19 protein-coding genes and 1 tRNA gene are annotated in these 24,824 nt (G+C 62.3%); 6 read left to right on the top strand and 14 right to left on the bottom strand.

Annotated elements, in window-relative coordinates:
- Positions 1-11 precede the first annotated feature (11 nt).
- Positions 12-950 carry a DMT family transporter gene (locus tag MOV63_RS07435; RefSeq protein ID WP_247033021.1) on the top strand — a complete coding sequence of 313 codons (939 nt, stop codon included), beginning with the start codon at positions 12-14 and terminating at the stop codon, positions 948-950.
- Here MOV63_RS07435 and mfd read toward each other — a convergent pair whose 3' ends face one another.
- Positions 951-4,457, bottom strand: a complete 3,507-nt coding sequence (gene mfd, locus MOV63_RS07430; RefSeq protein WP_247033070.1) for a transcription-repair coupling factor — start codon at positions 4,455-4,457, stop codon at positions 951-953.
- Between the two features lie 11 nt (positions 4,458-4,468).
- Positions 4,469-4,798 carry a succinate dehydrogenase assembly factor 2 gene (locus MOV63_RS07425; protein ID WP_038542977.1) on the bottom strand — a complete coding sequence of 110 codons (330 nt, stop codon included), beginning with the start codon at positions 4,796-4,798 and terminating at the stop codon, positions 4,469-4,471.
- 90 nt (positions 4,799-4,888) lie between these two features.
- On the opposite strand from MOV63_RS07425, the gene recG reads away from it, so the two are divergent.
- A complete protein-coding gene (recG, locus tag MOV63_RS07420) occupies positions 4,889-6,994 on the top strand; it encodes an ATP-dependent DNA helicase RecG (protein ID WP_247033019.1) in 2,106 nt (701 codons plus the stop codon).
- A gap of 98 nt (positions 6,995-7,092) precedes the next feature.
- Here the strand turns inward: recG and MOV63_RS07415 are convergent, their stop codons facing one another.
- The 9 genes from MOV63_RS07415 to pcsA form a co-directional block, all read right to left on the bottom strand.
- Positions 7,093-8,577 carry an esterase-like activity of phytase family protein gene (locus MOV63_RS07415; protein ID WP_247033018.1) on the bottom strand — a complete coding sequence of 495 codons (1,485 nt, stop codon included), beginning with the start codon at positions 8,575-8,577 and terminating at the stop codon, positions 7,093-7,095.
- A gap of 135 nt (positions 8,578-8,712) precedes the next feature.
- Positions 8,713-9,396: a DUF502 domain-containing protein gene (locus MOV63_RS07410; RefSeq protein ID WP_038549191.1), complete on the bottom strand. Its 684-nt coding sequence runs from the start codon at positions 9,394-9,396 to the stop codon at positions 8,713-8,715.
- A gap of 92 nt (positions 9,397-9,488) precedes the next feature.
- A complete protein-coding gene (glmS, locus tag MOV63_RS07405) occupies positions 9,489-11,315 on the bottom strand; it encodes a glutamine--fructose-6-phosphate transaminase (isomerizing) (protein WP_046601002.1) in 1,827 nt (608 codons plus the stop codon).
- Positions 11,316-11,435: 120 nt separating this feature from the next.
- A complete protein-coding gene (gene glmU / locus MOV63_RS07400) occupies positions 11,436-12,797 on the bottom strand; it encodes a bifunctional UDP-N-acetylglucosamine diphosphorylase/glucosamine-1-phosphate N-acetyltransferase GlmU (RefSeq protein WP_247033016.1) in 1,362 nt (453 codons plus the stop codon).
- A gap of 128 nt (positions 12,798-12,925) precedes the next feature.
- On the bottom strand, positions 12,926-13,999 hold the full coding sequence (locus MOV63_RS07395; RefSeq protein ID WP_038586820.1) for a BMP family ABC transporter substrate-binding protein: 1,074 nt from the start codon (positions 13,997-13,999) through the stop codon (positions 12,926-12,928).
- Between the two features lie 47 nt (positions 14,000-14,046).
- On the bottom strand, positions 14,047-14,973 hold the full coding sequence (locus tag MOV63_RS07390; RefSeq protein ID WP_247033014.1) for an ABC transporter permease: 927 nt from the start codon (positions 14,971-14,973) through the stop codon (positions 14,047-14,049).
- Positions 14,973-16,064 carry an ABC transporter permease gene (locus MOV63_RS07385; protein ID WP_038586814.1) on the bottom strand — a complete coding sequence of 364 codons (1,092 nt, stop codon included), beginning with the start codon at positions 16,062-16,064 and terminating at the stop codon, positions 14,973-14,975. The genes MOV63_RS07390 and MOV63_RS07385 overlap by 1 nt, the downstream gene beginning before the upstream one ends.
- Complete coding sequence (locus MOV63_RS07380) at positions 16,054-17,628, bottom strand: ABC transporter ATP-binding protein (RefSeq protein ID WP_038586812.1); 1,575 nt, start codon at positions 17,626-17,628, stop codon at positions 16,054-16,056. Before MOV63_RS07380 ends, MOV63_RS07385 begins: the two co-directional genes overlap by 11 nt.
- Positions 17,629-17,795: 167 nt before the next feature.
- Positions 17,796-18,524, bottom strand: a complete 729-nt coding sequence (pcsA, locus tag MOV63_RS07375; protein WP_247033012.1) for a phosphatidylcholine synthase — start codon at positions 18,522-18,524, stop codon at positions 17,796-17,798.
- 186 nt (positions 18,525-18,710) lie between these two features.
- On the opposite strand from pcsA, the gene MOV63_RS07370 reads away from it, so the two are divergent.
- Positions 18,711-19,913 (top strand): UbiH/UbiF family hydroxylase, encoded by a 1,203-nt coding sequence (locus MOV63_RS07370; protein WP_247033008.1) that lies wholly within the window; start codon positions 18,711-18,713, stop codon positions 19,911-19,913.
- Here the strand turns inward: MOV63_RS07370 and MOV63_RS07365 are convergent.
- Both MOV63_RS07365 and MOV63_RS07360 read right to left on the bottom strand, forming a co-directional pair.
- Positions 19,890-20,852 carry an AEC family transporter gene (locus MOV63_RS07365; protein WP_247033006.1) on the bottom strand — a complete coding sequence of 321 codons (963 nt, stop codon included), beginning with the start codon at positions 20,850-20,852 and terminating at the stop codon, positions 19,890-19,892. The two genes, MOV63_RS07370 and MOV63_RS07365, sit on opposite strands and share 24 nt — an antisense overlap.
- Before the next feature lie 46 nt (positions 20,853-20,898).
- On the bottom strand, positions 20,899-21,657 hold the full coding sequence (locus MOV63_RS07360; protein ID WP_247033004.1) for a cytochrome c biogenesis CcdA family protein: 759 nt from the start codon (positions 21,655-21,657) through the stop codon (positions 20,899-20,901).
- 205 nt (positions 21,658-21,862) lie between these two features.
- Between MOV63_RS07360 and MOV63_RS07355 the strand changes: the two genes are divergently transcribed.
- Positions 21,863-21,938 (top strand) — tRNA-Lys (locus MOV63_RS07355).
- 86 nt (positions 21,939-22,024) lie between these two features.
- Positions 22,025-23,191, top strand: coding sequence for a site-specific integrase (locus MOV63_RS07350; RefSeq protein ID WP_247033002.1), 1,167 nt, complete (start codon positions 22,025-22,027; stop codon positions 23,189-23,191).
- Positions 23,192-23,228: 37 nt separating this feature from the next.
- On the opposite strand, the gene MOV63_RS07345 is transcribed toward MOV63_RS07350, so the two are convergent.
- Entirely contained in the window at positions 23,229-23,402 is a 174-nt protein-coding gene (locus MOV63_RS07345) for a hypothetical protein (RefSeq protein WP_247033000.1), read from the bottom strand.
- A 329-nt stretch (positions 23,403-23,731) separates the two neighbouring features.
- Between MOV63_RS07345 and MOV63_RS07340 the strand changes: the two genes are divergently transcribed.
- Positions 23,732-24,796, top strand: coding sequence for a MobA/MobL family protein (locus tag MOV63_RS07340; RefSeq protein ID WP_247032998.1), 1,065 nt, complete (start codon positions 23,732-23,734; stop codon positions 24,794-24,796).
- Positions 24,797-24,824 lie beyond the last annotated feature (28 nt).

Genomic DNA, 24,824 nt, shown 5'->3' with positions numbered 1-24,824 from the left:
CGGCGAAACGTGTGCGCACCGACCAGACCCTGAAAGGCGTTCTTCTCGCCTTCGCCTCGTTTGCCGCCTATTCCTGGAGCGATGCCAGCGTCAAGATGATCGAAGGCGCGCTGACGCCCTATGAAATGGGCTTTTTCGGCGCCGTCTTCATGCTGGCCGGTTTTCCCTATCTCATGAAACCAGGCGACAGCTGGCTCGACGTGGTGAGAAGCACCAACCGGCCGCTATGGGTCCTGCGCTTCTTTTCCGCCGCGATGGGGACGATCGGCAGCGTCGCGGCCTTCACCTATCTGTCGATGGCGGAAGCCTTCGCGCTGATCTTCCTGCTGCCGTCCTTCGTGACGATCATGTCGGTGCTGTTCCTCAAGGAGACGGTCGGCATCCGGCGCTGGAGCGCCGTGATCATCGGCTTCATCGGCGTTCTGGTCATATTGCGTCCGGGCTTCCGCGAGCTTTCGATCGGGCATGTTGGCGCGGTGTTTGCAGGGTTTTCCGGGGCGATCTCGATCATCGTCTATCGTGCCATCGGACCGTCGGAGAAGCACATCTCGCTCTACGGCGCCGGCGTCCTTGGCGTTCTCATTATCCTCGGCGTGCTGATGATCCCGGACTTCAACTGGCCGACACTGCCGCAATGGGCGATGCTGGCGGGCTACGGCCTGCTGGCGGCGCTCGCCACCGTCTGGCTGATGTATGCCGCCAATAACGCGCCCGCCGCCGTGATCGGCCCGACCCAATACAGCCAGATGCTCTGGGCCATCCTGTTCGGTTATCTGATCTTCGGCGACAAGGTCGACCTGCCGATGCTGATTGGTATCGTGTTGATCATCGGCTCCGGCCTCCTGACGCTCGCCCGCGAGCGGGCACGCCACGTGCCCCTGCCCGCCTCTGTCGCGACCGATCAGCAAGCCGCCGTCGTCACCGTCCCCGACAATAATTCCGACACATAGTCACGATTTTGCCAGTTCGGCGAACTGGGTCATCACCTGCGCGGCGGCCGTCAGCCGCTTTTCGGGGGACGGCAGGTCGCGGGTGAGGAAAACGCTGTGGTCCGGGCGAATCTTGGCGAGCGTCCCCTGCTTGGCGATATAACCGACCAGATTGGCCGGGTTCGGGAACTGTTTGTCGCGGAAGGTGACGACAATGCCCTTCGGGCCGGCGTCGAGCTTCTCGACATTCGCCTTGCGGCAGAGCGACTTGATGTAGACGACCTTCAACAGGTTCTGCACCTCGACCGGCATCGGGCCGAAACGGTCGACCATTTCCGCGCCAAAACCATCGATCTCCGACAGGTCCGTGACTTCGCCGAGACGGCGGTAGAGGCCCATGCGCAGATGCAGGTCGGGAACGTAGGTTTCGGGGATCATCACGGTGATGCCGACGGAGATCTGCGGCGACCAGCCGGTATCGGTGATCTCGTCGTCGCCCTTCACTTCTGCGACCGCTTCCTCCAGCATCTGCTGGTAGAGCTCGAAACCGACCTCCTTGATATGGCCGGACTGTTCTTCGCCGAGCAGATTGCCGGCGCCGCGGATGTCGAGGTCGTGGCTGGCGAGCTGGAAACCGGCACCGAGCGTGTCGAGCGATTGCAGCACCTTGAGGCGGCGCTCGGCCATCTGCGTCAGCGTCTTGTTGACCGGCAGGGTGAACAGCGCGAAGGCGCGCACCTTGGAACGACCGACGCGGCCGCGAAGCTGGTAGAGCTGCGCCAGGCCGAACATGTCGGCGCGATGGACGATCAGCGTATTGGCGGTCGGCACGTCGAGGCCGGATTCGACGATCGTGGTCGACAGAAGCACATCGTATTTACCGTCGTAGAACGCATTCATGATGTCTTCGAGTTCGCCCGCCGCCATCTGGCCATGCGCAACCGCGACCTTCAATTCCGGCACGTCGGACTGGAGGAAAGCCTGGATTTCCGGCAGGTCTGCAAGCCGCGGGCAGACGTAAAAACTCTGGCCGCCGCGATAATGCTCGCGCATGAGCGTCTCGCGGATAACCAGCGGATCGAAGGGTGAAATGAAGGTGCGGACCGCCATGCGGTCGACCGGCGGCGTGGTGATCAGCGACAGCTCGCGAACGCCGGTCATGGCAAGTTGAAGCGTGCGCGGGATCGGCGTTGCCGAGAGCGTCAGGACATGCACGTCGCTCTTCAGTTCCTTCAGCCGCTCCTTGTGCTTGACGCCGAAATGCTGCTCCTCGTCGATGATCAGCAGACCGAGATTGGCGAACTGAATGCCGGCGCCGAGCAGCGCGTGGGTGCCGACGACGATATCGACCTTGCCGTCGGCAATGTCCTTCTTGGTCTGGGCCAGTTCCTTGGCAGGCACCAGCCGCGAGGCCTGCTCGACCTTGATCGGCAGACCGCGGAAACGTTCGCGAAACGTCTTGAAATGCTGGCGGGAGAGAAGCGTGGTTGGCACGACGACCGCGACCTGCGCTCCGTTCATTGCCGCGAAGAAGGCAGCGCGCAGCGCCACTTCCGTCTTGCCAAAACCGACGTCGCCGCAGACGAGACGGTCCATCGGCCGGCCGGCGCTGAGATCGTCGCGCACGGAATCGATGGCATTCGCCTGGTCTTCGGTCTCGTCATAAGGGAAACGGGCGGCGAATTCGTCGTAGAGCCCTTCCGGCGTGGTCAGAACCGGCGCGCGGCGGGTGATGCGGGTGGCGGCGATGCGGATCAGCGCGTCCGCCATATCGAGCAGGCGTTTCTTGAGCTTGGCCTTGCGAGCCTGCCAGGCGCCGCCGCCAAGCCTGTCGAGTTGGGCTTCTGCCGCATCCGAGCCATAGCGCGACAGGAGATCGATATTTTCGACCGGCAGGAAGAGCTTTGCCTGGTCGGCATAGTGGAGTTCGAGGCAGGCGCGCGGGGCGCCGGCGGCCTCGATCGTCACCAGGCCGACGAATTTGCCGATGCCATGCTCGGCATGGACGACCAGAGAACCTTCGTCGAGGCCAGCAACTTCTGTCAGGAAATTGGCGCCGCGCTTGCGGCGCTTGCCGCGGCGGACCATGCGGTCGCCGAGAATGTCCTGCTCGCCGATGACGACGATATTGCCCGTCTCGAAACCGGCTTCGAGGCTGAGGACCGCAGAAGCCGCTTCGCCTTTTTCCAGCTTGTCGAGATCGGCAAGCTTGTCGATCTGGTTGATACGCTTCAGCCCGCGTTCGTCGAGCACCTGCAGCAGCCGGTCGAGCGAGCCGGCGGACCAGCCGGTGACAAGAACCTTGGCGCCCTCGGCGCGCTTGTCGGCGATATGCTTGACGACAAGGTCGAAGACGTTGACGCGTTCGTCGCGGTCCTTTTCCTCAGTCTGGTTTTTCGCCCAGCGCGGGCCGGCATGCGCATCCAAAGTCACCACTCGGCGACCTTCTGCATCCATCTCGTTGAACGGCGTCAGGCGCACCGCGTTGACGGCGTCCAGCGCTGCGGCGAATGCCTTGCTTTCGAGATAAAGCTGACCCGGCGAAACCGGCTTGTAGGGCGCCGCCTGGGCGGCCGCACCCTTGCCCTGGGTGCCGCTGTCGCGCCGTGCCTCGTAATAGTCGAGCACCAGTTTCGAACGCTCGGCGGCCGCCTCGCGAGCCGTGTGGTCTGTGACGATCCGGAAACCCTTGAAGTAATCAAAGGCGGTTTCGAGACCGTCGTAGAACAGCGGCAGCCAGTGTTCCATGCCGGGGTAGCGCCGGCCTTCGGAGACTGCCTGATAGAGCGAATCATCGCGGGTCGCGGCACCAAAGAGCGAGAGGTAATTTTTCCGGAAACGGCTGATGGTGTCCGGCGTCAGCGTCACCTCGCTCATCGGATTGAGATCGAGGGCGCGCGCCTGGCCGGTGGTGCGCTGGCTGGCGGGATCGAACGAGCGGATCGATTCCAGGGTATCGCCGAAGAAATCGAGGCGCACCGGCTCTTCCGTGCCCGGCACGAAGACATCGAGAATGCCGCCGCGCACGGCGAATTCGCCGACTTCGCGGACCGTCGCGACCCGCTCGAAGCCGTTGCGCTCCAGCCGCGCCGCGATATCGTCCATGCGGATCTGGTTGCCCGGCTTGGCGGAGAAGGCGAGGCTTTCGATGATCTCGGCGGGAGCGATTTTCTGCAGCATTGCATTGACGGTGACGAGCACGATCGCTGCATGCGGCTTCCTGGCATGAGAGATCAGGCCGGACAGGGCTGCCAGTCGGCGAGCCGAAACGTCGGCGCTCGGCGAGACGCGGTCATAGGGAAGACAGTCCCAGGCGGGCAGCGTCAGGACCGGGATTTCCGGCGCCACGAAGGACAGCATCTGTTCCAGATCGAACATGCGCTGGCCGTCCGACAGGACATAGGCGACCGCCTGGCCGGCGCGAGCGAGCTCGGCAAGGATCAGCGGCTCCATCCCCGGCGGCACGTTGCCTATGGTCAGCGGGGTCTGCGCCGCGGCGATCTTCTTCGCGTCGAAGCCGGGAATCATTGGGCCAGAATTCATATCTTGTTTCCGAGCCTTGCTTCCAGGGAGGCTTTGGTGACGGGATCGAAATCCGGGTTATAGGCAGCGACACGCGCGAAAAGCGGCGTCTTCCTATGCTCGGGCAGGACTTGAGCCCCGGTGATCCAGGCATGCAGGTCGTGGTCGTCCTCGCCCATGATCGCCTCGAACTCGTCGAGTTCCGCATCCCCAAGATTGGCGATCTCGGCTTCCGCGAAGCTGCCCAGAACCAGGTCCATTTCCCTTATGCCGCGGTGCCAGCAGCGGTAGAGGATGCGCCGGCGGCGCGGGTCGAGATCCGCGCTGGTGCGGGATAGTCCTGTCATGGCCGTGTCCTTGTTTTGCCGTTCATATAGGACGCTTTTCCGCCCTCGTCACCTTGCCAAATGGGCAAAATCCATCGCATTTTGCGCGCCATGCGTCCCGCCATACTCGATCCGCTGTTCTCGCCCGTCGCCTCGCTTGCCGGTGTCGGGCCGAAGCTTGCCGAACTGATCGCCCGCGTCACCGGCCGTGAGGACCCTGACGATTGTCGTGTCGTGGACCTGCTTTTCCATGCCCCCTCCTCGCTGATCGACCGGCGCAACCGGCCGGGCATCGCACTTGCGCCGCAAGGGGCGATCGTCACCATCGAAGGCCGGGTCGACCGGCATCAGCCGCCACCGCCCGGCAAGTCCAATATGCCCTATCGCGTCTTCCTGCACGACGATACCGGGGAACTGGCGCTGACCTTCTTCCGCGCCAAAGGCAACTGGCTGGAAAAGTCGCTGCCGATCGACGAGATGGTGATGGTCAGCGGCAAGGTGGACTGGTTCAACGGCCGCCCCTCGATGGTGCACCCGGATTTCATCGTCAAATCCTCCGAAGCGGAAAGCCTGGCGCTGGTGGAACCGGTATACCCAATGACGGCCGGCCTAACGCCCAAGGTTCTGCGCAAGGCCGTGGACGGTGCCGTAGCTCGGCTGCCGGAGCTGGCGGAATGGGCAGACGGGGAGCTGACGTTACGTCAGGGCTTCCCGTCCGTGGCAGAGGCCTTTCGCGGACTGCACGATCCGCGCGACGCAGCGGATATCGATCCACAGGCCCCTGCCCGCCGCCGGCTCGCCTATGACGAGTTCCTCGCCGGCCAGGTGTCCCTGTCGCTGGTGCGCCAGCGAGTGCGCAAGGTCCCGGGCCAGCCGATCCGCGTGGAGGGCGATCTCGCCGCAAAAATCATCGCAAACCTCCCATTCTCGCTGACACCCAGCCAGAAGTCGGCTGTCGCAGATGTCATCAAGGACATGGCCGGCGAAGACCGCATGCTGCGGCTGCTGCAGGGCGATGTCGGCGCCGGCAAGACACTGGTGGCGCTGCTCGCCATGTCGGCGGCCGTCGAGGCTGGTGGCCAGGCGGTGCTGATGGCGCCGACCGAAATTCTCGCCCGCCAGCATTATTCGACGATCTCCAAGCTCGCGGGTGCTGCAGGCGTCGCGGTCGAGGTGCTGACCGGCCGCACCAAGGGACGCGAGCGCGACCAGATCATCGAGCGGATTGCGTCAGGCGAAGCGCAGATCATCGTCGGCACCCACGCGCTCTTCCAGGATGCGATCAACTATCACAATCTGATGCTCGCCGTGGTGGACGAACAGCACCGGTTCGGCGTGCATCAGCGCCTTCGGCTGACGGCCAAGGGAATTTCACCGCATATGCTGGTAATGACCGCGACACCCATTCCGCGCACGCTGGTGCTCGCCGCGTTCGGGGATATGGACGTCTCGAAGCTCACCGAAAAACCGGCCGGCCGCAAGCCGATCCAGACGGTCACCATTCCCACCGAGCGGATCGGCGACATCGTCGCTCGGCTCACGGGCGCGATCGGCGAAGGGAAAAAAGCCTATTGGATTTGCCCGCTCGTCGAGGAATCGGATGCTTCCGACCTGATGTCGGCGGAGGAGCGTCATGCGGTTCTCGCCAGGGAATTGGGCCGCGATGTCGGATTGATCCACGGGCGGATGAGCGGGCCTGAGAAGGATGCGGTGATGGGCGCCTTCAAGAGTGGCGAAATCCGGTTGCTGGTCGCGACCACCGTCGTCGAAGTGGGCGTCGACGTGCCGGACGCGACGATCATGGTCATCGAACATGCCGAGCGGTTCGGGCTTGCCCAGTTGCACCAGTTGCGCGGCCGTGTCGGGCGCGGCGACGAGGCTTCGACCTGCATCCTGCTCTACAAGGGACCGCTCAGCGAAACCGGGCGGGCGCGGCTATCGATCCTGCGCGACAGCGAAGACGGTTTTTTGATCGCCGAAGAGGATCTGAAGCTGCGCGGCGAAGGAGAACTGCTCGGCACCCGGCAGTCAGGCACGCCCGGTTTTCGGATTGCCAGCCTGGAAGCGCATGCGGACCTGCTGGAGATCGCCCGCAAGGATGCGGCCTATCTGCTGGAGCGGGATCCGGAACTCACCAGCGAGCGGGGCCAGAACATGCGCGTGCTGCTTTATCTGCACCGCCGCGACGAGGCGATCCGGTTCCTGAGAGCCGGGTGATGCGGCCGTCGGCGGGGGGTGTACGATGGTCAAGATCATCTGACGTTGATCTTCGGCCTTCCCCCCGACCGTCGGGGAGAAGGCTTGCGTTAGGGACCTTACTTCTTGGCAACGCCCGGAAGCGTGACGCGAAAAACCTGGAACATGGTGTCGACATCCGCGCCACCGGCCGCCTTATAGGCATTGCCGACCTGGAAACCGTCCTGAGTCAGGAAGTCGTTGTCGTTGGCGACAAACAGGAAGAAGTCGTCCGGAGCCGAAGCATCGAGCACGCTTGCGATCGACATGGCTTCCCATTTTTCCGAAAGATTGTTCCTGTCATTCGGCGCGCCGTTATGCAGGCCGAAGCGGGCAAGTTCCTGGGCGTCGTTGATGTCGATGAACGACGTCAGGATCGCAGGTTTCACCGAGTCGTCGAGCTTGCCCTTCGGAGCGACCGGCTTGAGACCGTCGAAATCGGTGCCGGCAATATCGGTTGCACTGGTAAGATCGACCAGGCTGATCTTGCGGTAGTCCGACGTGTCGCCCTTCACGCCCTGGCCGTTGTTACTGTCGCGCGCCAGAACCAGGAAGGCCTTGTCGGACAGCGCCAGGATTTCGCTCTCGGCGGCAACGGCAACCTTGCCCTTGTTGTCGAAGGTCGGCAGCGGCACGACATATTCATGCGCGAGCTTGAGGTTGTCGATGTCGGAAGCGTCATAGACCAAGGCGCGGGTATTCATGCGCGTCGAGCTGGAGTCGCCGCCATCCTGAATGGGCGCGGACTGCAGCAGAGCGATCACGAACTTGCCATCCGGGGTCATCGCCATGCCTTCGAGGCCCTGGTTGTTCTGGCGACCACTTTCCGGATCCTTCGGATCCGGTACCTTGCCGCCAGGGCCGGGATTGTTGGAAGAGAAGTCCAACCGGCCCTTGCGCATCGGCAGCAGGGCCTTCGGCGGCTGAGTAGCGGAGATCAGCTTACCATCAATGGAAAAGTGATAGATATAGGGGCCGTATTCGTCGCTGATCAAAAGCGAACCGTCCGCCAGGCGGATGACGGCCTCGGAATCGAGAGAGACCTTGCCGGTCGAGGCCTGCGGCATGGCCGGCATTTTAGCCGCAGCGGCGCGAACGCCCGATTCCGGATCGAGACCGGTCATGTTCTTGCCGGCGTCGTCGGTCAGCAGCATGGTCTCCGCGAGCTTTGCCTGAACGCCAGCCTGCTGCTTGTCCGGGGACAGGGCCTGGCCGGCGGCGGCCGGCGCCAGCCGGATCTCGATCTTGTTGATACGCGAACTGTAATCGGTCGTGCCGTCAACATTGTAGCCGCGATCGGGCAGCAACCAGAGCGAACCGTCATAGCCGTCGGCATCCTTCTTCCAGTTGGTCGGGTCGATCGCCATGCCGGAACCGGAACCGAAGGTTTCGCCGAACTTGTCACGCTGGCTGGCCGGAATGCGGCCGACGGCGACGAGGCCCTTGTTGACGATGGTGATGCCGGCGCCCGTAGCACTCGTCTCGGCCAGCAGGACCGAGTTCGAAATCAAAGACGAAGCAATCATTGTGGCCGCAAGCAGTGCGGCCTTACGCGCATAACCCATGGAATGGTTCCTTGTTCAAGCCTAGAAGGGCCAGCGGCTTCCCGCCGTTGCGCGTCGAATGAACGTTGCGACGCGCGCTCCCTGCTTCTTCTTAGGCGGCTGCGGTGACACTGACGTGACGCCCCGCACGGGCGCTTATGGCGCCGGCAGGACGGCGGTCGGCAGGCCGGGGATGGGCTTGTAGTCCGGCGCGATGAGGCCACCCGATATCAGCAGCTTGGCACCCTCTTCCGGCGTCATGTCGAGCATGATGATCTTGCTTTTCGGCACGAACATCAGGAAGCCGGCGGTCGGAACCGGGGTCGGCGGCAGGAAGACACCGACCATTTCCTCTCCGTCCGCATTGAGCTTTGCCGCGATCTCCCCCTGCGCGTCACCGGAGATGAAGACCAGCGCCCACATGCCGGGGCTCGGAAACTCGATCAGTCCGCATTTCTTGAAGGAGGTCGACTGTTCCTTCAGCACCGTCTCAAAGATCTGTTTGATGCTCTTATAAATGCTGCGGATCAGCGGCATCCGGTGCAGGATCGATTCGCCGAACTTGACGATCGAGCGACCGATCAGGTTCTTGCCGAGAAAGCCGATAATGGTGATGAGCACCACGGCGATCAGCAGACCGGTGCCAGGAATGGTGATGTTGAAATAATATTGCGGATCGTAGCGCCGCGGAATGTAGGGCGTAACCCAGCTATCGGCCCAGTCGATAAAGGTGAAGGTGAGCCAGATGGTGATGGCAAGCGGCGCGCAGATGATCAGGCCGGTTAGGAAGTTGTTCCTGAGACGGCCGGCCAGCGATATTCGCTCTGGACTGTCGCTCATCCGATTTTCCTGCATACCCTGAGCATCGCCGCAATCATCTGTTGCGACAATGCCGGATGCGATGTTGCGATGCAAGGAAAAGCCGGTGGATATCACTCCACCGTGACGGATTTTGCCAGGTTGCGCGGCTGGTCGACATCGGTGCCCATGAAGACAGCCGTATGATAGGCAAGCAGCTGGATCGGCAGCGAGAAAATCATCGGGGCGATGATCTCGTCGACATTCGGCAATGCTATCGTCGCCATGGTCGGCAGCTTGGAAGCCGCCGCCCCCTTTTCGTCGGTGATGAAGATGATCTTGCCGCCGCGCGCCGCCACTTCCTGCATGTTGGAAACGGTCTTTTCGAAGAAACGGTCATGCGGCGCGATGACGATTACCGGCATATGTTCGTCGATCAGCGCGATCGGCCCATGTTTCAGCTCGCCGGCGGCATAACCTTCGGCGTGGATATAGGAGATTTCCTTGAGCTTCAGCGCACCTTCCATGGCAAGCGGAAAACTGGTGCCTCGGCCGAGGTAAAGGACATCCTTGAACCGCGACAGCTCGCGCGACAGCGCCTCGATCTGCGGCTGGATGTCGTTCAGTACCCGGCTCATGATCCGCGGCATTTCGGCGAGGTGTTTCACCATCGCCTTCTCATCGCCCGCCGTCACCGTGCCGCGGGCGCGGCCGGCACCGATCGCGAGCGCAGCAAGAACCGCAAGCTGGCAGGTAAAGGCCTTGGTGGAGGCGACACCGATCTCCGGGCCGGCGAGGATCGGGAAGATCGCATCCGATTCGCGGGCGATGGTCGATTCCTTGACGTTGACGACCGCGCCGATCTTGAGGCCGTTGTCCTTGCAATAACGCAGCGAGGCCAGAGTATCGGCTGTTTCGCCCGATTGGGAAATGAACAGTGCCGCCTGGGAGGGCGACAGTGGCAGTTCGCGGTAGCGGAATTCGGAGGCGACGTCGATTTCGACCGGCAGACGCGCATAACGCTCGAACCAGTATTTGCCGATCAGGCCGGACAGATAGGCCGTGCCGCAGGCGGCGATCGCCAGGCCGGAAACCTTGCCGAAATCGATCGCCGTATCGTTCGCCTTCACCGTATGGGTCGCGAAATCGATATAATGGCTGAGCGCATGGGAGATAATTTCCGGCTGCTCGTAGATTTCCTTCTCCATGAAATGGCGGTGATTGCCCTTGTCGACCATGAAGGCCGATGCCTGGGAAATCTGGCTCTGCCGGGTCACCGGCTTGCCATCGTAATCGATGATCTCGGCGCCCTTATGGGTCATGACGGCGCAGTCGCCGTCGACCAGATAGGTGATCTCGTTGGTAAACGGAGACAGCGCGATGGCATCGGACCCCAAAAACATCTCGCCGCGGCCGTGGCCGATCGCGAGAGGCGGTCCGAAACGGGCGGCCATGATCGTGCCCGGGTCGTCCTCGAACATCACCACCAGCGCATAGGCGCCGGAAACCCGGTTCAGCGTCGCCAGCATCGCGGCGCGATGGTCGAGGCCCTGGCGGGTGTATTTTGCGAGCAGATGTGCGACGACTTCCGTATCGGTCTGGCTTTCGAAGACGGCGCCTTCGGCCAGCAGTTCGTCCTTCAGCTCGGAAAAGTTCTCGATGATGCCGTTATGGACGACGGCGACGCCATCGACGAAATGCGGATGGGCGTTGGTTTCGTTCGGGACGCCGTGGGTTGCCCAGCGGGTATGGGCGATGCCGATCGTGCCGGGCAGCGGCTCGGCGTCGAGCTTCTTTTCGAGATTGAAGAGTTTTCCCTCGGCGCGGCGGCGGTCCATCCGGCCCTCGTGGACGGTCGCCACGCCGGCGGAATCATAACCGCGGTATTCGAGCCTTCGCAACGCATCGACGAGACGCGCCGCCACCGGCGAATTTCCGACGATCCCGACAATTCCGCACATGAACGACCCTCTTCGCTTCGTGGAACCCGCGCGAACTCCTAGCCGATTGCAGGTTTTGCGCAATCGGCCCGCCGGTCACTTTCGATGTCGGAAAGTAACGCGCAAATGTTAATGGCCGGGCTACTTTTGCGCCTTCCTGGCGACCTTGAGGGCGAGTGCCCGCTCGCGGAGGATTTTCGCGCGGTCCGGCTTCATCTCCTGGCGGGCACGGCCGAGGGCGAGCGCATCGGCCGGGACATTTTCGGTGATGACGCTTCCCGAGGCCACATAGGCGCCGTCGCCGATCGAGACGGGTGCGACGAGCGACGAGTTCGAACCGACAAAGGCGTTGGCGCCGATGCGGGTCTCGTGCTTGTTGACGCCGTCGTAGTTGCAGGTGATCGTGCCGGCGCCGATATTGGCATGGGCGCCGACAAAGGCATCGCCGATATAGGTCAGGTGGTTGACCTTGGCGCCTTCGTCGATCCTGGCATTCTTGACCTCGCAGAAATTGCCGACCTTGGAGCCGGCCGCAAGATCGGCTCCGGGGCGAAGCCGCGCGAAAGGTCCGACGGTCGCGCCGCCGCTCACATGAGCGCCTTCGATATGCGAAAAGGCGTGGATCACGGCCCCGCCGTCGATCCGAACGCCCGGACCAAACACGACGTTGGGCTCGATCAACACGTCCTGACCGATCTGCGTATCATATGAAAGGAACACGGTTTCCGGCGCAATCATGCTGACGCCCGAGATCATCAGTTCGTGGCGGCGGCGTTCCTGCCAGAGCCTTTCGAGCATGGCCAGTTCGGCGCGGTTGTTGCAGCCGGCGACTTCCGTTTCCGGCGCATCGACCGCCACGACCTTGCCGCCCGTGGCACGGGCGATCTCGACGATGTCCGTCAGATAATATTCGCCCTTGACGTTCTGATTGGTGATGCTCTCGAGCAGCGCAAGCGCCTTGCGCCCGTTGATCGCCATCAGGCCGCTATTACACCAGGTGACCTTGCGCTCTTCTTCTGTCGCATCCTTCTCTTCGCGGATGGCAATCAGCTCGCCGTTTTCGACCAGCAGGCGGCCGTAACCGGTCGGCTTGTCCGTATGGAAACCGATCACCACGACATCCGCGCCGGCGGCAAGCTTTTCCCGCGCCTCGGCGAAGGGCGCGGAGGTGATCAGCGGCACGTCGCCGTAGGCGACCAGGATGTCATCGTAACCGCGAACAATCGCTTGTTTAGCCGTCAGGACCGCATGGCCGGTGCCGCGGCGCTCCGCCTGGAGAAAAGCCTCGACGGAAACGCCTTCGACCGCGCCGGCCTTGGCCACTCCGTCTGCGTCGCGGCCAACGACCAGAGCCGCCTCAGTCACGCCGGTCGATGCCACCGCCGCCATCACATGCGCGATCATCGGACGGCCGGCAATCGGATGCAGCACCTTCGACATCGACGATTTCATGCGTGTGCTATCGCCGGCGGCGAGGATGACGGCAAGGCAGGAACGGCTCATGGGGATTCTCCTTCTCAGGCGATTTGCCGCTTCATACCAGCAAGATGATTGACGTGCGATAAAAGCCTTATGTGCGCCAGAAACAAAAAGGGCGCCCGAAGGCGCCCTTTCTACGGACAAGTCCTGGTTCACTTCGGCAGTTTGTCGTCCACGCCTTCGACGTAGAAGTTCATGCCGAGCAGGGTGCCATCATCCGACTTTTCGCCGGCCTTCAGCCATGCGCTGCCGTCCTGCTTGTTGATCGGACCGGTGAACGGATGCAGTTCGCCCGACTTGATCTTGGCTTCAGTCTCCTCCGCCATCGCCTTCACGTCGTCCGGCATGTTGGTATAGGGCGCCATGGTCAGGATGCCGTCCTTCAGGCCGTCCCAGATTTGCTCCGACTTCCAGGTCCCGTCGAGCAGCGCCTTGGTGCGCTTGATGTAATACGCACCCCAGGTGTCGACGATGGCGGTCAGCTGCGTCTTGGGGCCGGCCGCGATCATGTCGGAGGCCTGGCCGAAGGCGAGGATGCCGCGCTCGGAGGCGACCTGCATCGGAGCGGTCGTGTCGGTGTGCTGGGTCAGGATATCGACGCCCTGGTCGATCAGCGCCTTGGCGGCATCGGCTTCCTTGCCCGGGTCGAACCAGGTATTGGCCCAGACGACCTTCAGCTTGAAGTTCGGGTTGATCGACTTCGCGCCGAGTTCGAAGGCGTTGATGCCCATTACCACTTCCGGGATCGGGAAGGAGGCGATGTAACCGGCAACGCCCTTCTTCGACATCTTCGCGGCGATCTGGCCCTGGATGTATCGGCCTTCGTAGAAGCGCGAATTGTAGGTGGCGAGATTCGGAGCGGCCTTGAAGCCGGTCGCATGCTCGAACTTCACATCCGGGAATTTCGCGGCGACCTTGACGGTGGCGTCCATGAAACCGAAGGAGGTGGTGAAGACCAGAGAGCAACCGGAGCGAGCCATTCGCTCGATGGCGCGTTCCGCATCCGGGCCTTCCGGAACGTTTTCGAGGAAGGGCGTTTCAACCTTGGTGCCGAGTGCCTTGTCGAGCTGCTGGCGGCCAAGTTCATGCGCCTGGGTCCAGCCACCATCCGTCTTTGAACCGACGTAGATGAAGCAGACCTTCTTCTTCTCCTGGGCTTGGGCGCCTGTCGAAAAACCGCCCATCAGGGCGGCCGATGCGGCAAGGGCGATAATCAGTTTCTTCATTTCCTGACCTCTATTGGCTTGAAGACGTTTTGTTTTTGGTTCCGCGGTCACCTGTCGGGGACAAAGGGTTTCCCGAGCGAAGCCGGCGTATTGATGAGCGTCGTGCGACGATTATGCGAAATGATGATCAGCACGACAATAGTCGCCGCATAAGGAAGTGCGGACAGAAACTGAGACGGGATGACGATGCCGAGATTCTGGGCCAGGATCTGGGCATGCAGCTGGCCGATGCCGACTGCGCCGAACAGGTAACCGCCGGCCAGAACCCGCCACGGCCGCCAGGAGGCGAAAACGACGAGTGCAAGCGCAATCCAGCCGCGGCCGGCGGACATGTTTTCCACCCATTGCGGCGTGTAGACGAGCGAAAGCTGCGCGCCTGCCAGCCCGGCGCAGGCACCGCCGAACATGACGGCCAGATAACGGGTGCGGATGACGTTGATGCCGAGCGCATGGGCGGAGGCATGGTTGTCGCCGATCGCCCGCAGCTTCAGACCGGTCCGGCTCCTGAACAGGAACCAGTTGATGCCGATCACGAGCACGACCGAGAGATAGAAGGTGAGGTCTTGCGCGAACAGGACGCGGCCGAAGAACGGGATGTCGGAGAGAAGCGGGAAGACGATCGGCTGCAGCTTGATGCCGGGCTGGCCGACGAAAGCCTCGCCAATCTGGCCGGAAAGCCCGAGCCCCAGGATGGTGAGCGCAAGCCCGGTCGCGACCTGATTGGCCACCAGCGTCAGCGTCAGTAATCCGAAGAGCAGCGAGAACACCCCTCCGCCCAAGATGCCGGCGAGGAGGCCGATATAGGGGGAACCGGTCAGCTGCGCGGCGACGAAGGCGCAGGCGGCGCCCATGATCATCATGCCCTCGACACCGAGGTTCAGCACGCCGGAGCGCTCGGTCACCAGTTCGCCGAGAGCTGCCAGAACCAGCGGGGTCGATGCGGTGATGACGGTAAGAAGGATCGCCTCGAACATCAGCCCTTTACCTCCGCCGTTTTCGCGCCCGCAAAGATCAGCCGGATCCTGTAGTGGATCAGCGTATCGCAGGAGAGCACGAAGAAGAGCAGCAACCCTTGAAAGACGCGGCTGACCTTGTCCGAAATGCCGATCGACAGCTGCGCCGCTTCGCCGCCGAGATAGGTGAGCGCCAGCACGAGCCCGGAAGCAATGATCCCGAGAGGGTTGAGCCGCCCCAGGAAGGCGACGATGATTGCCGTGAAGCCGTAGCCCGGCGAGATAACCGGCTGCAGGTGGCCGATCGAGCCGGAGACCTCCGAAATGCCTGCAAGGCCCGCGAGCGCGCCCGACAGCAGCATCGAGAACCACACCATCCGGCGGGCGGAGAAGCCCGCGAACCGCCCTGCCCGCTCCGACTGGCCGAGCACCGACACCTCGAAGCCCTTCAGCATGAAGCGCATCATGAACCACAACGCCACGGCGGCGACGATGGCGAAGACGAAGGCCCAGTGGGCGCGGCCGGACGAGGAGAGAATCTCCGGCACGACGGCCTCGATCTGGAAAGTCTTCGTGATCGGGAAATTGTTGCCCTGCGGATCACGCCATGGTCCGCGCACCAGCCAGTCGAGATAAAGCTGGGCGATATAGACCAGCATCAGGCTGGTCAGGATTTCGTTAGTGTTGAACCTTGTCTTCAAAAGCGCTGGGATGCCCGCATAAAGCGCGCCGCCGATCATGCCGAGGATCAGCATCAGCGGCAGGATCATCGGCGAGTGCCAGGCCGGATACATGACTGGCAGGATCGATCCGGTAATCGCGCCTATGGTGAACTGCCCTTCGGCACCGATATTCCAGTTGTTGGACCGGTAACAGACAGCGAGCCCGACGGCGATGAGGATCAGCGGCGCTGCCTTCACAGCCAGCTCGTGGAGAGACCAGATCTCCAGCAACGGCTCGACGAAATATATGTAGAGCGCGCTCAGCGGGTTCTTCCCGAGCAGCCAGAACATAATGGCCCCGAAAAGCAGCGTCAGCACCAGGGCGAGCAGCGGCGAGAGGATCGAGAACAGCGGCGAGACGCGGGCGCGCTTCTGGAGCTCAATGCGCATGCGCCGCCTCCGGATTGGAATGGCTTTCGTGGATACCGCCCATCAGCAGACCGATACGTTCCAACGTCAGCGTGCCGGCCGGATGGGGCTCGGAAAGACGGCCTTCCGAGATCACCGCGATATTCGTCGCCACCTCAAAGATCTCATCGAGATCCTGGCTGATCACCACCACCGCCGAGCCCGACTTGGCGAGATCGATCAGCGCCTGGCGGATGCGGCTTGCCGCACCGGCATCGACACCCCAGGTCGGCTGGTTGACGACGAGCACCGATGGCTGGCGGTCAAGCTCGCGCCCGACGATGAATTTCTGAAGATTGCCGCCGGAAAGCGAGCCCGCCTGCGGATCTTCGCCGCTCTTGCGGACATCCATCGCCTCGCAGATGCGGCGGGTGGCAGAGCGGATCGCATCGAAGCGGATGACGGAAAAGGCACCGCCGGACAGAAAGGCCTTTTTGTCCGACTGGCTGCGGGCAAGCAGGAGATTGTCCGAAAGCACCATGGCGGAGACGGCGGCGTGGCCGTGCCGCTCCTCCGGCACGAAACCGGCACCAAGCAGTCTCCGGCCGTTGATGCCGGTGCGGCCGACCGCCTTGCCCCGAATGCGGATCGCCTCATCCGCGGCGACCGGATATTCACCGGAGAGCGCATCGAAGAGTTCGCCCTGGCCATTGCCGGCAACGCCGGCGATCGCCAGCACTTCGCCGGCGCGGACCTTCATGGCGACGTTCTTTAGCGAGACCGCAAAAGGCGTGCGCGCCGGCACCGACAGATTGCTGACTTCGATGCGGATATCGCCGAGTGCTGCTGCGTTGTCTCGATGGACTTCGGCGACGTCGGAGCCGACCATCATGCGGGCGAGCGAGGCCGGCGTTTCCTGTTTCGGATCGCAGGCGCCGGTCACCTTCCCGTGGCGCAGAACCGTGGCGCGGTCGCAGATGCGGCGCACTTCCTCCAGCCTGTGGCTGATATAAAGCACTGACCGACCCTCGGCCTTCAGCTTGAACAGCGTCTCGAACAGCCGGTCCGCTTCCTGTGGCGTCAAGACCGATGTGGGCTCGTCGAGGATGATCAGCCTGGGGTTTTGAAGCAGAGCCCGGACGATCTCGATGCGCTGGCGCTCGCCGACGGAAAGGTCCGCCACATGCGCCTTGGGATCGAGCGGCAGGCCGTATGCCTTGGAAAGCGACGCCGCCTCGTCCGAGATCCTGGCAAGCGAAATCTTCGGGTCGAGCGACAGCGCGATGTTTTCCGCCACCGTCAATGCCTCGAACAGCGAGAAATGCTGGAAGACCATGCCGATGCCGAGTTGACGGGCCTCGCCCGGCGAGGCGATCGTCACCGGCGCGCCCTGCCAGAGGATCTGGCCGGCGCTCGGCTGCAGCACGCCGAACAGCATTTTTACCAGCGTCGACTTGCCCGCGCCGTTTTCACCCAGCAATGCGTGGATTTCGCCGGGCGCGATATCCAGATCGATCGCGTTGCAGGCTGCGAAGCTGCCGAAAAGCTTGGTCAAACCTCGAACCGACAGAAGCGGAACGGTCGTCGGACCCTCGGATAACGTCACTGAACCCCCTCGTTCACCGCGGGCCTACCTTCTTCGAGGTTTTTCAGGGCGACGCAGCGTATTGATTTTCCCGACATCCGGCGATCACTCCGGACGTTCGACTGATATTGATACCGTATTTGTTGCTTCGCACAACACTAAAGAAAGGGGGTTGCAGGAAGGTCCAACTATTTTCCAAGACTGGGGAAAAGCTGCAGCACGCCGCCGATGCAATAGAGATAGATGCCGCTCAGGACGACACCGTAAACGACCCAGGCGGGCGTCTCGAAATGCAGGAGCAGCGAATAGCCGCCGAGCGCGCACCAGATGAGGCAGATAGCCAGATTGAGCAGACGGAGCCGTTTGACGCGCACGGGGTGCAGGAAGTTGATCGGCAGGAAGGTGAGAATGACAGAGACCGAGACGAGGACCAGAGCCGCCGTTGCGCTCGCGTCGACGACGAACAGTGTGAAGACCACCATGTTCCAGACGACCGGAAAACCGGAGAAAAAGTACTCGTCCGTCTTCATGCCCATGTCGGCATAATAAACCGCGCTCGAGACGACGATTGCGCCTGCGGCAACGAAGGACCAAGGTTCGCCGATCATGCCGCTCTGATAAAGCGCAAACGCCGGAAGCAGCACGTAGGTCACGTAGTCGATGATGTTGTCGAGCGTATCGCCCGACCAGTTGGGCAGGACTTCCTTGACCCGAACCTTGCGGGCGATCGGCCCGTCGATGCCATCGACGAGAAGCGCAAGGCCAAGCCACCAGAACATGTCGACGAAACGATGCTCGGCTGCAGCGACGACGCCGAGGAAAGCAAGGAACGAGCCGGACGCCGTCAGCAGATGAACCGAGAAGGCGCGGATTTCAGCATACGGGACTTTTTTGTAATTGAAGATTCGTCTGATCACGCGTCAGTCCCGTCTTTCCCTCATCCGGCGAGGTATGCGGCCAATCACCGCGCATTGCAACCGGCTTGGGGCCGCCGCCAGACATAAAGCATTGCTTTTTCTATGCTGCGCTGCCGTGCCCCATGGATATGCTCGCCCCGAAGCTCTAGATAATCCACCGTACATTTGCAGCGCAGGACGACGGACATGCAGCATTTCGAGATTGCGGTGGTGGGCGGAGGACTTTCCGGATCGGTTGCCGCCCTGGCGCTCGCGCGCGCCGGCCGCAAGGTGGCGCTGATCGCACCGCCATCCGAAAAGACCGATGAACGCACGACCGCGCTGATGGATCAGTCCATCCGTTTTCTCGAACGGCTTGGCGTCTGGGAAGACATTGCGGCTTCGGCCGCCCCGCTTTCGGTGATGCAGATCATCGACGGCACCAAACGGCTGCTGCGCGCACCGACGGCGCAGTTCCGGGCGCAGGACGTCGGACTCTATGCCTTCGGCTACAACATTCCCAACCGGGCGCTATCGGAAACGCTGGATGCCGCCGTTGCCGCCGAACCGAATATCAGCAGGATCGCGCAAAACGTCGAGACGTTCGACTTCTCGGCCGAACGAGCCATGCTGACGCTGTCGGACGGCGCCTCGATCGGTGCCGACTTCGTGGCTGCCGCCGATGGACGCAATTCGAAAGCCCGTGAGACCGCCGGCATCGGCGTGCGTCGCTGGTCCTATCCACAGTCGGCGGTGGTGTTGAATTTCGCCCACAGCGTGCCACACGGCAATATCTCGACCGAATTCCATACCGAAAGCGGGCCGTTCACGCAGGTTCCCCTGCCGGGCCTGCGTTCCAGCCTCGTTTGGGTGGTGAAGCCGGATGAAGCTCGCCGACTTGTCGAACTTCCGACCGGGGAACTGTCGCGGCTGGTCGAAAACCGCATGCAATCGATGCTCGGCAAGGTGACTGTCGAAGGCACTGCGCAGGCCTGGCCGCTCTCCAGCCTGATGGCGGAGCGGTTCGGCAAGGGTCGGCTGGCGCTGATCGGCGAGGCCGCGCATGCCTTTCCGCCGATCGGAGCGCAGGGCCTCAACCTGTCGCTGCGCGATATCATCGCACTTTCGGAACTGCTCGTCGCAACCAGCAATCGCCCGATCGCAGCCGATGCCGGCGATCGCTTCAACCGGCGCCGCGGGCCGGACATCGTCAGCCGCACCGTCGGCGTCGATCTTCTCAACCGTTCGCTGCTGTCGGATTTCCTGCCGGTGCAGATGCTGCGGGCCGCCGGCCTGCACATCCTCACCAATGCGCCGCCGCTCCGAAACCTTTTGATGCGCGAGGGGATCGAGCCCGGTCGGGGCCTGCGCGCTGTCGTCGATGCCTTACGGAAAGAGATCCGGCGGTAACGTTCCGGAATTGATGAGGTAGAGCAGCGCCGGGAGAGTCGCCACTGACGCAACGGTGATGATCAGGATGCTAGCCGACGCCCTCTCTTGCCAGACGCCGTATTGCTGGCTGATGACGAAGACATTGGTCGCCGTCGGCAGTGCCGAAAGCAGCGTCGCGGAATAGATCCAGACCGGATGGAAATTGCCGATCAGTGACAGGACCATATAGGTCGTCATCGGCAGCAGGATCAGCTTGAAGACCGCGATATAACCGATCTCCACCGGCACACGTTTGATCGGCCTCAGCGCCAGCGTCACTCCCATGGCAAATAGCGCGCACGGTGCTGCAGCCTGCGCGAGATAATCGACGAGCCGCTGGAAGGCTGCCGGCGGCTGCACCGTAAATGCCGCGAAGCAGAAGCCCAGCGCCGTCGAGATGATGAAGGGATGCATCACCACTTTCCGGACGATATCGGCAACCACGTGGGCGGCTGGGCGTTTGTCGCCGCCCGCCATTGCCATCATCGCCGGTGCGACGATGAAATGCGCGGCGTTCTCGAAGCAGACGATCAGCGCCACCGGTACCGCTGCCGCCTCGCCGAAAGCAAGCAGCGCCAGGCCCGGCCCCATATAGCCTATATTGCCGTAGGCGCCGGCAAACGACTGGATGGTGCAATCGGCAAAGGTATTGCGGCGGATGAAGAAGCCGATCAGGAAGAGAACCAGGAAGACAAGGTAAGTCGCGCCGATCTCGCCGAAAATGAAGTCGGCGCGGGTCAGTTGCTCGACCGGCGTGCGGGACACGAGCTTAAAGAAGAGCGCCGGCAGGGCCGCGTAGATGATGAAGGTATTCATCCAGCCGAGCGCTTCAGCCGGCTGTTTCGTCACCCTTGCGGCAAGATAACCGATGAAGATCAGCCCGAAGAAGGGCAACAGCAATGCAATGATATCGGTCATCGGTACCCTGCCCGCTGACCGGGCCGTATTGGAAGACGGTTTTCCGTTAGCCGATTTGCGTCAGGATTGGAAAGGTCTGCTGGAACCAGATTGCGGCGGACGTGACGAAACCGAAGATGAAGGCAAGCCCGGTGAGGATCAGGAAGACTCCCATGACCTTCTCGACCATGCCGAGATGGCGGCGGAAGCGGGTGAGGAACCGCATGAAGGCACCGGAGAAACCGGCGGCGATCCAGAACGGTACGGCAAGGCCGAGCGAATAGATGGCGAGCAGCGCCGCCCCCTCGCCGACCGTATCGCGCGATGCGGCGACCCCGAGGATGGCGCCAAGCACCGGACCGATGCAGGGCGTCCAGCCGAACGCGAAGGCGAGTCCCATGACATAGGCGCCGGACAGTGTCGCCGGCTGCCCGCCGCCCTGGAAACGCGCTTCGCGGGCGAGAATACCAATCCGGAAGACGCCGAGAAAATTCAGGCCCATGACGATGATGATCAGGCCACCGAGTTTGGACAGGAGATCGAGATGCTGGCGCAGGAGCACGCCGATCGTCGAGGCGCCGGCTCCGAGCGCTACGAACACAGTCGCAAACCCGAGGGTGAAGAACAGCGCCGACTTCAGCACCGCGCGACGCGTGCCGCTCCGCGATTCGATGACCGCCGCACTCCCGCCGCCGCGGAACTGCTCGACCGAAATGCCCGCCATGTAACAAAGATAAGGCGGCACGAGGGGCAGCACGCAGGGAGAAAGAAACGATAGGGCGCCGGCAAGAAGCGCGCTCAACAGGGATATTTCGGCAATCGACACGTGCGGCTCCGGCTGGCGGGCCTTTTGCGAGCCCGCGTCTTGCGCTTGAGGTAATGGCCCGAAGCGGCGAATGCCAATCACCTTTTCGCATTGCCGTGAAAAAGCGGCAGATAGCCGCATTTTTGCTGTTTTTGCGGGTTGACCGCAAGAGGTCACCTGCCTATGTTCCGCGCACTTTCAAGGACGCGCTCATCCGCGGCCGCGGGAGAGCGTAGCTCAGCCGGTAGAGCAACTGACTTTTAATCAGTAGGTCTCGGGTTCGAACCCCGACGCTCTCACCAACAAATTCAACGGCTTATCGCCTTGAACTTGGTCGAAAACCAGCTAAAATACCCTCACACAGTTCTCGCACAGTTTTGAGGGTAAAATGGTATCCCACAAAGTGCTCGGTGATAAGGTCCGCGTGTACCGTCGCCCGAACAGTTCCGTCTGGCAGTGCTCCACCTACCTTGAAGGAAAAGAATGGCGGGTCAGCACCAAGACCGACAGCCTCTCTCAGGCTAAGGAGTTTGCCGAGGACTGGTATTTTGAACTCAAAGGCAAGAGCCGCACCGGAGGGCTGAAGAAGGAAAAAACCTTCGCGGATGCCGCCAAGCAATTTTTCCTAGAGTACGAGGCAATCACCAGCGGGGAGCGTAATCCCCGCTACGTGAAGGACCACGAGGCCCGGATAAACAATCACCTGATTCCCTACTTCGGGGACAAGGCCCTGAGCGCCGTCACCGCTGGCGTATTGCAGGAATACCGGGTGATGCGGCTCCAGACGAAAGCCCGGACCGGCAAGCCGCCGTCCCGCAGCACCCTTCACCATGAGACGGTAACCCTCCGTCAGGTCATGAAAACCGCCCTGCGGCATGGCTGGATAGGCCACCTGCCCGACTTCTCCGCGCCGTACCGCGCGTCGAGCAAGATCAACCATCGGGCGTGGTTCTCGCCGGAGGAATACAAGCAGCTCTATTCCCATACCCGCGACCGGGCCAAATCGGCTTTCGGGCTGAGTTGGCAGCATGCGGCCGAACAGCTGCATGATTTCATCCTGTTCATGGCCAATACCGGCTTGCGGCCCGACGAGGCCAACCGGCTGGAATACCGCGACGTCACCATTGAGAAGGACCCGGAGAGCAAGGAACGGATTTTAGTGATCGAAGTGCGCGGCAAGCGCGGCGTCGGTTACTGCAAAAGCACCACCGGGGCGGTGTTCCCCTTTGAACGGCTGAAGAAGCGCAACAAACCCAAGCCCACGGACCTCGTCTTCCCGCAGGATCACAAGAAGCAGTTCAACCGGGTCCTCACGGACTGCGACCTGAAGTTCGACCGCCAGGGTAACCGCCGCTCGGCCTACAGCCTCCGGCATACCTATATCTGCCTGCGCCTGCTCGAAGGTGCCGACATCTACCAGATTGCCAAGAACTGCCGGACCAGCGTCGAAATGATCGAAAAGCACTATGCGGTGCATCTCAAAAACACGCTGGACGCCAAGGCGATCAACGTGCGGCGTCGGGCCAAACTGGCACCGGCGCTCGTGCTGGAATAGTCTCCGACGTTCGGGAACGAAACCAGCCGAGCCACAGTCACTGCTTTGGAGATGATGGATTAAGCACGCTCGAGCCATGACGAGCGAGTTCTTCCTCGGCTTCGACAAGGGCCATTTCCAAGAGATATCCGACCATGGTCAAATTCGGATGGCGCGTGACGAGCTCTACAACCCCGCGCAGATGCTCGACCACCTTTTTCAAATCATCCATGGCTATTCCGTCCATATCCAAAAGATATAAAAAACTGAGTTGAGTTCAACCCTACGTTTTGATGACTAACCAAGTGTTGATGCCCGGCCGCAAGGGCTGCGGAGTCGCAGTCGCCCGCCATTCATCTATCCCCTTGAAAGATATCAACGCGAGCGTGTATCAATGCGTAAAGCGCACTTACGCATCGCCGAATGTGTACGCATTGGACGAAAGAGGCGATGCGTTGCACGGTTTTCTACCGGCCGCAAAGGGGCGGACCGGAGAAAACCGGCAAGTGCGCCAAGGGGGCAAGCCCCCTGTGGAACCCCCTCCGTGCCAGGGAGAGGCTTGTGGCCATCTACCACTTGCATGTCAAAAACATCAGCCGGGGCGACGGGCGTTCGATCGTGGATGCCGCGGCCTATCGTGCCGGTGAGACACTCCCGAACGAAGCAGAGGAGCGGCTGTCCGTGTTCGGCGGGCGGCGCGACATCTTCGCCTCTGAAATCCGCCTCCCCGAGGGCGCGCCGCCCTGGATGGCCGACCGTACGAAATTGTGGAACGAGGTCGAGGTCGCCGAGAAGCGCAAGGATGCGCGGCTGGCGAAGGAACTGGAATTCGCCCTGCCCCGCGAGCTGCCACGCACGGCTTGGCTGGCCGTCGCACGGGCGATGGCCGACAGCTACACGGCGCAGGGCTTTGTCGCCGACCTCGCCATCCACGAGGATGGCACCCGCCACAATCCGCATGTGCACCTGCTGCTGACCACACGGGTGGTCAGTTCGACGGGCTTTGGGCTGAAGATCCGTAGTGCTGACGGGGTGCAGTTCGTGACCGGCGCCCGCGCCCTCTGGGCGCGAATTGCCAACGAGGCCTTGGGCAAGGCCGGAATCGCCGCAACCATCGACAGCCGCAGCTATGCCACACGAAATCTGACACGTGCACCGGGGCCGCATCGCGGCCCGAACCCGGAAGAACGCCGGGCCCGACGCGCCCGCGCGCAACACAAGAGGGAGTCCATGCAACCCGAAGAGCGTGAACACGATCTGCCCGTTCCCGACCCGGACGGATCGCCGATCCACCCGCGAGAACTCGCGGCGGCGGAAAACCGCATGTTGGACGACATGCACGGCGATATCACGCCTGCCGCCACGGGTCGCGAAGGCGACGTGGCGGCGGCACGGGCAGCGATTGACCGGCAGAACGGCCGCGAGATGACCGAGGACCAGGCCGCCGCCTATCGGCTGGCGCCCGAGGACATGCTGGACTGGCTGTCCGACCCAGCCACACCAGCCGACACGGAGGTGCTGGAGCGGTGGGAGAACCATCTTGATTGGCTGGACGTCGAGCAGCAGCGCTCGGCTTCGCCGTCGGAAGACAGAATCTGGCAGGAGCCCGAGCAAAGCCGCAGGTAGCACTTGCGGAACCGCTCAACCCGTCCCA

Origin of the sequence: Neorhizobium sp. SHOUNA12A, from assembly GCF_023006505.1 — a bacterium.
Lineage (GTDB): Bacteria > Pseudomonadota > Alphaproteobacteria > Rhizobiales > Rhizobiaceae > Neorhizobium.
Note: the sequence above shows the minus strand (reverse complement) of the source record. Positions and strands in the feature narration are given on the sequence as shown.

What these genes read in the sequence shown, in the direction of transcription:
- MOV63_RS07370 (WP_247033008.1), top strand. Translation starts at nt 18,711, where the DNA reads ATGCAGCATTTCGAGATTGCGGTGGTGGGCGGAGGACTTTCCGGATCG.
- recG (WP_247033019.1), top strand. Translation starts at nt 4,889, where the DNA reads ATGCGTCCCGCCATACTCGATCCGCTGTTCTCGCCCGTCGCCTCGCTT.
- mfd (WP_247033070.1), bottom strand. Translation starts at nt 4,457, where the DNA reads ATGATTCCCGGCTTCGACGCGAAGAAGATCGCCGCGGCGCAGACCCCG.
- MOV63_RS07415 (WP_247033018.1), bottom strand. Translation starts at nt 8,577, where the DNA reads ATGGGTTATGCGCGTAAGGCCGCACTGCTTGCGGCCACAATGATTGCT.
- MOV63_RS07390 (WP_247033014.1), bottom strand. Translation starts at nt 14,973, where the DNA reads ATGTTCGAGGCGATCCTTCTTACCGTCATCACCGCATCGACCCCGCTG.
- MOV63_RS07365 (WP_247033006.1), bottom strand. Translation starts at nt 20,852, where the DNA reads ATGACCGATATCATTGCATTGCTGTTGCCCTTCTTCGGGCTGATCTTC.
- glmU (WP_247033016.1), bottom strand. Translation starts at nt 12,797, where the DNA reads ATGAGCCGTTCCTGCCTTGCCGTCATCCTCGCCGCCGGCGATAGCACA.
- MOV63_RS07385 (WP_038586814.1), bottom strand. Translation starts at nt 16,064, where the DNA reads ATGCGCATTGAGCTCCAGAAGCGCGCCCGCGTCTCGCCGCTGTTCTCG.
- MOV63_RS07425 (WP_038542977.1), bottom strand. Translation starts at nt 4,798, where the DNA reads ATGACAGGACTATCCCGCACCAGCGCGGATCTCGACCCGCGCCGCCGG.
- MOV63_RS07345 (WP_247033000.1), bottom strand. Translation starts at nt 23,402, where the DNA reads ATGGATGATTTGAAAAAGGTGGTCGAGCATCTGCGCGGGGTTGTAGAG.
- MOV63_RS07395 (WP_038586820.1), bottom strand. Translation starts at nt 13,999, where the DNA reads ATGAAGAAACTGATTATCGCCCTTGCCGCATCGGCCGCCCTGATGGGC.
- MOV63_RS07410 (WP_038549191.1), bottom strand. Translation starts at nt 9,396, where the DNA reads ATGAGCGACAGTCCAGAGCGAATATCGCTGGCCGGCCGTCTCAGGAAC.
- glmS (WP_046601002.1), bottom strand. Translation starts at nt 11,315, where the DNA reads ATGTGCGGAATTGTCGGGATCGTCGGAAATTCGCCGGTGGCGGCGCGT.
- MOV63_RS07350 (WP_247033002.1), top strand. Translation starts at nt 22,025, where the DNA reads ATGGTATCCCACAAAGTGCTCGGTGATAAGGTCCGCGTGTACCGTCGC.